This window comes from Sutterella sp. (assembly GCF_052272535.1).
Classification (GTDB): Bacteria; Pseudomonadota; Gammaproteobacteria; order Burkholderiales; family Burkholderiaceae_F; genus Sutterella.
This window is the reverse complement of the sequence record NZ_DAVZJY010000148.1, coordinates 1-6,115: the sequence shown is the minus strand read 5'-3', so window position 1 is coordinate 6,115 and position 6,115 is coordinate 1. Positions and strand designations below refer to the sequence as shown.

The following is a 6,115-nucleotide window of genomic DNA, read 5'->3' as shown; positions in this document are numbered from 1 at the left end:
GCCGCTCCCGGAAGCGGACGGCGGGATTCGTTTTTTTGCCTCTTCCACTCTTCTCCTTCCGCCCGCCAGAAGGCGGGCCTGCCGCAGCCGCCGTGCGATGATTGGGACTGAGTACGGTTGCGCTTCGCATTTCCCACGGGCGCCCGGAAACGCCTTTTGAGAGGACTCCCGCCATGATCTGTTCCGCCCACCACCCCACGCGCCGCCGGGCGCTCCTCCTCACGGCCGCGGGGGCGCTCGCGCTGCTCGCGGGTGCCGCCCGGGCCGATGCCCCCGTCGCGAGCCTCGCCACGCCTCCGGAATCCCCGGAATCCGGGCGTTCCGAAGCGAAGGCCGCTTCCCGAAAGGCGCCGGCGAAGACGTGGGAGAAGGTGGACGGCGTCTCGAGCGCGTCGGAGCGGCGCCGCGCGAGAAAGGAGCGCCGCGAGAAGAAGAAGGCCCGCAAGGCTGCGCAAGGGTCGTGAGAATCAATAAGATTGGCGTTTTCCCGGGTGCCGGCATGCATTCTGAGACGAAATCAAATGCCGACCGATTCGTGCAAGAGGCTGCAAAGCGGAGCAAAATAAAAACAGGAATCTCGTGAATGTTTTTCTGGAGGGAGGCTCCAGTCATGAGGAACACTGCATCGGCCCGCACGGGCTTCAATGAAGTCATAGAGCACATACGCTCGAAGGGCGCGCATCTCGCAGGCGTCGCGCTCTGGTTTTGTCCCGCCTGCGTCGTGAAGCTTCTCCGCGACAAGGCCGCACGGCGGCTCGAAGAAGCCCCCGACCGCAAGGGTCGGCAGTTGGTCGCGCTCTTTGACCGGGCGCTTGACCATCAACCCGGCACCCGCGCCGGACGCGAATATGGGTACAGACACTACCTCGCCAAGTGGCGCTCGATCGGGCGCCTCGAGGACGGAGGGAGCAGCGAGTTCCTCGACTGCTGGATGGAGCCGCTCCCGGAGCGTTTCGACGACTGGGACCGCGAGGATGAGGCCCGCCGCCGCGCCGAAGCCGCATACGTGGAGCATCTCGAAGACCTGCTCTACGGGTTTGACGAACCCGACCGCAACGAAAACTGGACGGCGCCCGAAAAGCCCTGGATGGACGCGCCCGCGTCGCCTGAATTCATCCGTCGCACGCTCTGGATCTGGGTGGGACTCTGCCACTTCCAGGAGCCGCTCTCCGAAGAAGGACGCGCCGCCGTGGTGCGGCTGCTGCGCCGCATCTGGCCCGACTACGAGAACGAGCGCGTCACGCGCGGGCTTCTCGAGGAGTGGGAGGGATACGCCCGCACGAGCAAGTACCGCAAGCTCTGCCAACAGGCCTACGGCGTTCCATTCGGGCGGCGCGACTGAGGCGTCCGCCGCCTCTGAACTTTGTCGTTCTTCGCCCGGAAGGAGGGCTCCCGGGCGGAGCTCCTCCCCACACATCGGCCGTCCGGATCTGGCGTCCGATATGGGTTTGTGAAGCTTGCATCAGGCCTCGGCTTCGACGCGGCAGGCGGCTTGGCGTTATTCCCGCGGGAGACGGGCGTGAAGCCCGGGAGGACGGCGCCCGCCCCGGCGCCGCGTGCGGGATAATTCACGGATACGCTTCAAATCGGCTCCACTTCCCGGAATCCCTTTCATGTCCAGCAACACCTGCCGTTATCTCTGCGCGCTTCTCTCCGAAGGAAGCTTCTCCAAGGCCGCGCAGTTCCTCGACATCTCGCAGCCCTCGCTCTCGCAGTTCCTGCTGCGGCTCGAGACGGAGGCGGGTACCGAGCTCGTGGACCGCGCCGTGAAGCCCCTGCGCCTCACGCCGGCGGGCGAATTGTTTCTGAGGACGGAACGGCAGGTCGATCAGTTGCGCGAAACCTGCGCCAAGCAGATGGACGACATCAAGGCGGGCGTGCGCGGGCACGTGACGATCGGGGCGTCGGACTACCGCGAGACGTTTTTTCTCACCGAAGTGCTGCCGGTCTTCCGCAGCCTCTACCCGAACATCGAGATCTCGGTCGCCGAAGGCCGCACGAAGGAGCTCGAGGAGCTCGCGATGTCCGGGGCGACGGACTTCTCGCTTGTGATCATGCCGCTCTACCATCCGTCGGCCCTTGAGGTGACGGAGCTCTACACCGAGCGGCTCCTGATCGCAATGAACGCGAACCACCCAATCGCGCGGCGCATGCCCGAAACGGCGAGTGCGGAATATCCTGCGCTCGACTTCACGGAGCTCGACCGCGAGCCCTTCCTGATGATCAAGAAGGGCCAGAAGATGAACCGGCTCTTCCACGACCTCTGCGACCGCACGGGCGCCGCACCGCGCGTGGTCCTGCAGAGCGAGTCCATGATCGCCGCCCTCGCGCTCGCGAGCGTGGGTTTGGGCGTCACGCTCACCACCGAGACCCTCGCGCGCCGGTCGGCGACCACCGCGCCCTTGCGGTGCTTCTCCATCAGCCCGGAGGTGCCGCCGCGCGTCGTGGCCGCGGCCTACCGCGGAGACCGCTATCTCTCGAAGGCCGCGCGCGCCTTGATTCAGGTGATGCTCGACGTGGCTGGAGCGAAGTTCCAGCGCGGGTGAGAGCGCCCGGGCGCCCTCACGGACGAGGCGGCGGCGCTTTGCGCAGGCCGCCTTCACAGCCTTCGACCAGGCGGATACGGCCGTCGTCCGGCCGGCGCGGTCTCAGAAAAAAAGAACCGGCGGCTGGTCAAGGGCCGTCGGTTCGATGAGGAACGGGGAGAAGATCTCCTGAGGTGGAGATCCCCGGCGCCGCGCCCTCATTGGGGCGGGACGCCGGGTGGAGAGAAGGAGGAACGTTATTTCTGATAGTCCACGAGGGCGCTGATGCGCTCGACGATCGGGTCCTTGCGTTCGTTGAAGACCGCCTTGTTCTTTTCAAAGAGGTTGTTGCCGTGGGCGTCGATCGAGCAGATGAGGGGACCGAACTCCTTCACGCGCATCACCCACATGGATTCCGGCATGCCGAGTTCGGGCCACTGCACGTCCTCTACCTCCTCGACGCATTCGGCCGCCACGACGGCGCAGCCGCCCGGGAAGACGCAGTGGATGGCCTTCGACTCCTTGCAGCCCGCGGTGGTGTTCGGGCCCATGCCGCCCTTGCCGACGATGAGTTTCACGCCCGTTTCGGCGAGGAACTCCTTCTCAAACTTCTCCATGCGCATCGAGGTGGTCGGGCCGATGGAGACGACCTTCCAGCCGCTCTTGGAGTCCTTCGTCGGGACCATGATCGGACCGGCGTGGAAGATGGCCTTGCCGTGCAGATCCACGGGGAGCTTGCGGCCAAGCTTGACGAGGCGGTGGTGGGCCTGGTCGCGCGCGGTGATGAGGTAGCCCGTCAGGTAGAGGATGTCGCCGATCTTGATGTCTTCGAGGTCTTCGTCCTTGATCGGGGTCGTCAAAATCTTCTTGGTGCTCACAGCGTGACTCCCTTGTGGGAAACAAATTCGTAGGTCATGTCCGGACGGACGCGGATGCAGGCGCGGCGGTGCGCCCAGCAGCCCGTGGAGACGCCCACGGCGATGCAGGAGGGATGGCGCGCGGCCTGTTCGACGTTGACGCCCATCACGGTCTTCTTGCCCGTGAGGCCGCCCGGCCCGAGGTTGAGCTCATTCAACCCGTCGCAGATCAGGCGCTCGAACTCGGCGCCGGTGGGGTTGGAGTTGTGCGACCCGACGGGGCGCATCAGGGCGCGCTTGGAGAGCGTGGCCGCGACTTCGCAGGAGCCCGCGATGCCGATGCCGAGGAGGAGCGGCGGGCAGGCGTTGATGCCGCGCTCGGTCATGATGTCGAAGACGAACTTCACGACGCCTTCATAGCCTTCGAGCGGCATGAGGACCTTCGCGGCGCCCGGGAGCGAGCAGCCGCCGCCCGCCATGTAGCCGTAGATCTCGGCTTCGTCGGAGTCCGGCACGATCTGCCAGTCGATCCAGGGAATACGCACGCCCGTGTTGTTGCCCGTGTTCTTCTCGTCGAAGATCTGCACGGCGTTGTGGCGCAGCGGGGCCTCCTTGGTCGCGCGGATCGTCGCTTCGCGCAGGCACTCCTCCATTTCGCCGAGCAGCGGGAAGTTCGCGCCCACTTTGACGAAGTACTGGATGACGCCCGTGTCCTGGCAGAGCGGAACGTTGTTCTTCTTCGCGAGGGCCATGTCGCGGAACATGGCGTCGTAGATGGTGTTGGCGATGTCGCTCGTCTGTTCAGAGCGAAGCTCCGTGAGGCTCTGCATCACGTCGTCGGGCAGGTGCTTGCCGAAGTACGCCGTGAACTTCGCCATCAGATCGGTGAACTCGCTGCGGAGCGCTTCCTTCTGCATGAGGTCTTTCTCCTGATGTGGGGGTCTTTGGAAAGGTGGTCGGCCGAGGCTTCGTGCCGGGGCTCTCTGCCGGCGGGGCGGGGTGGGGTGGGGTGGAAGTCCCGCGGGCGGCGCCTCCCTCAGCTGATGGACGTAGTCTAGGAGAAGGAGATCTATAAGTCAAATACTTAATAGTCTATTAAAGATATAGTCATACAGCTATATTGATGAGGGGAAGCCGGCGCCGTGGAGGTCGACCGCCGGAGGCGCGCCGCCCGCGGAAGGTCCCGGCGGGCGCAGGGAATATGCCGATGAGCGGGCGCCGTCAGGCGTTCTCACGTGTGACTTTCCGCGGGGGAAGGCGTCTGGGGAGCATCGACGGGGACGCCGTCCGGTGCTTCGTCGGCAGTGGTCTGAGGCGAGCGGAAGAAGAGGGTGCCGGCCTTCGGGTGGAAGGAGCGGAAGGCGAGGACCGGTGCGTCGTCTCCGAGCGTCTTCGCATACGCGTCGAGGCGGGTGAAGACGGCGTGGGCGTCCCAGAGCACGGCTTCGAGATAGGAGCGGCGCTCGGAGAAGGTTTCGCCCGTCACCACGGCCTCATTCGGCGCTTCGGAGAGGAGCGCCTTGAGGTCCGCGAGGAGCTTCTTCTGGAAGCGCTTCGGCCGCTTCCGGATCCGGAGTCTCCCGGCGCTTGAAGTAGATGAGCCCCGCGGCCGCGCCCTTTTGGATGAACGTCGTTTACGGCCGTCGGGTCGCCCGCACGCAGCCCGTTGAGAAGCGAAGCCGCTCGGGGTTTCCCCGAAGCGGATGTCGGATCTGGGAGGCTGCGCTCCGGGCTTGGGTTTGAGCCAGTATTCGAGGCGTTCGCTCCGCGCGTCCTCGTAGGTCCAGTCGGACGCGCGCGGCTCTCGGGCGGCGAATCGCTCCCGGAGCTCGAAGATCGGGAGGACCTCGCCCGCGGCCGCTTCGGGAGAACTACTGCTGGTTCGCGAGTTCGTCGACGCGCTTCTGGATCATCGCGGTGATCTCGTAGTGGTTGATGAGTTCACGCGCGAAGAGCAGGAACGTGAGGTAGAGCTCGGAGCCGCGGATCGAGAGGTTCTCCGACGGAATCGCGCGCAGAAGGTCGCTCTGCAGGCGGTCGATTTCGGCGAGTACCTGCTGCGCGCCCGCATGGAGCTTCTGCAGGTCGGGCGAGGAGCCGCCCGCGGCCCTCACGCCGTCGATCATCGCGAGGAGCTCCTTGAGCTCCCCGGCGAGCCGGTCGTCGAAGATGCGGTGGCGGTTGGCGACGTGGTCGACCGCGAGCTTCGCGAGGCTCTGCAGGGAGCGCGCCACTTCGCGCATGTTCGTGAACGCGCGGAAATAGTAGTAGCGGGCGTCGAAATCCGCCTTCTTCGGGTTCTTGTCGGCGAGCGCCATGCGGTAGTAGACGCTTCGCTGCGCGGAGAGTTCGTCGAAGAAGGCCGAGGCGTCGGCCTTGGCGTGCCGCAGGGCGCGTTCGCGGTCGGCGAGGAGGCCCTCGAGAACCGCGCGGGTGATGCGCAGCGACTCGGTGAAGTTCTCCGGCGTTTTTTCGTCGATGATCGCGTGGATCGTCGGCGCGTCGTAGCGTTGCTTGGCCCGTTCGGCAAGCGAGGCCGCTTCGCCGCGGGCCTTGAGGTTCGAGCGCACGAGGAGCGTCACGGCGCCCGCACCGAGAATCACCGCCATCACTTCGCCGCCCCAGAAGATGAGGCAGGCGACGAGGCCCGCCAGGGTGCTCGCGCAGATCGCGGTGAAGAACCAGCCCGAGATCACCGTGAGGACGCCCGAGATGCGGTAGACCGCGGTCTCA

General features: G+C 65.7%; 6 protein-coding genes and 1 pseudogene. 3 read left to right on the top strand and 4 right to left on the bottom strand.

Annotated elements, in window-relative coordinates; all coding sequences use genetic code 11:
• Positions 1-173: 173 nt before the first annotated feature.
• The 3 genes from ACT6Y9_RS07920 (at position 174) to ACT6Y9_RS07910 (ending at position 2,546) form a co-directional block, all read left to right on the top strand.
• Entirely contained in the window at positions 174-464 is a 291-nt protein-coding gene (locus ACT6Y9_RS07920) for a hypothetical protein (RefSeq protein WP_443744135.1), read from the top strand.
• 146 nt (positions 465-610) lie between these two features.
• A complete protein-coding gene (locus ACT6Y9_RS07915; RefSeq protein ID WP_443744134.1) occupies positions 611-1,342 on the top strand; it encodes a hypothetical protein in 732 nt (243 codons plus the stop codon).
• 271 nt (positions 1,343-1,613) lie between these two features.
• Entirely contained in the window at positions 1,614-2,546 is a 933-nt protein-coding gene (locus ACT6Y9_RS07910; protein WP_443744133.1) for a LysR family transcriptional regulator, read from the top strand.
• 236 nt (positions 2,547-2,782) lie between these two features.
• Here ACT6Y9_RS07910 and ttdB read toward each other — a convergent pair whose 3' ends face one another.
• The 4 genes and pseudogenes from ttdB to ACT6Y9_RS07890 all read right to left on the bottom strand — a co-directional run.
• Entirely contained in the window at positions 2,783-3,403 is a 621-nt protein-coding gene (gene ttdB / locus ACT6Y9_RS07905; protein WP_443744132.1) for a L(+)-tartrate dehydratase subunit beta, read from the bottom strand.
• A complete protein-coding gene (gene ttdA, locus ACT6Y9_RS07900) occupies positions 3,400-4,299 on the bottom strand; it encodes a L(+)-tartrate dehydratase subunit alpha (protein ID WP_295477036.1) in 900 nt (299 codons plus the stop codon). Before ttdA ends, ttdB begins: the two co-directional genes overlap by 4 nt.
• A gap of 314 nt (positions 4,300-4,613) precedes the next feature.
• Positions 4,614-4,868 (bottom strand): hypothetical protein, encoded by a 255-nt coding sequence (locus tag ACT6Y9_RS07895; protein WP_295477038.1) that lies wholly within the window; start codon positions 4,866-4,868, stop codon positions 4,614-4,616.
• Between the two features lie 385 nt (positions 4,869-5,253).
• Positions 5,254-6,115: pseudogene (locus ACT6Y9_RS07890) on the bottom strand (inorganic phosphate transporter); the annotation flags it as partial.

Bases quoted from the DNA above. Each gene is read 5' to 3' on its own strand.
- ACT6Y9_RS07920 (WP_443744135.1), top strand. From the start codon at position 174: ATGATCTGTTCCGCCCACCACCCCACGCGCCGCCGGGCGCTCCTCCTC.
- ACT6Y9_RS07915 (WP_443744134.1), top strand. From the start codon at position 611: ATGAGGAACACTGCATCGGCCCGCACGGGCTTCAATGAAGTCATAGAG.
- ACT6Y9_RS07910 (WP_443744133.1), top strand. From the start codon at position 1,614: ATGTCCAGCAACACCTGCCGTTATCTCTGCGCGCTTCTCTCCGAAGGA.
- ttdA (WP_295477036.1), bottom strand. From the start codon at position 4,299: ATGCAGAAGGAAGCGCTCCGCAGCGAGTTCACCGATCTGATGGCGAAG.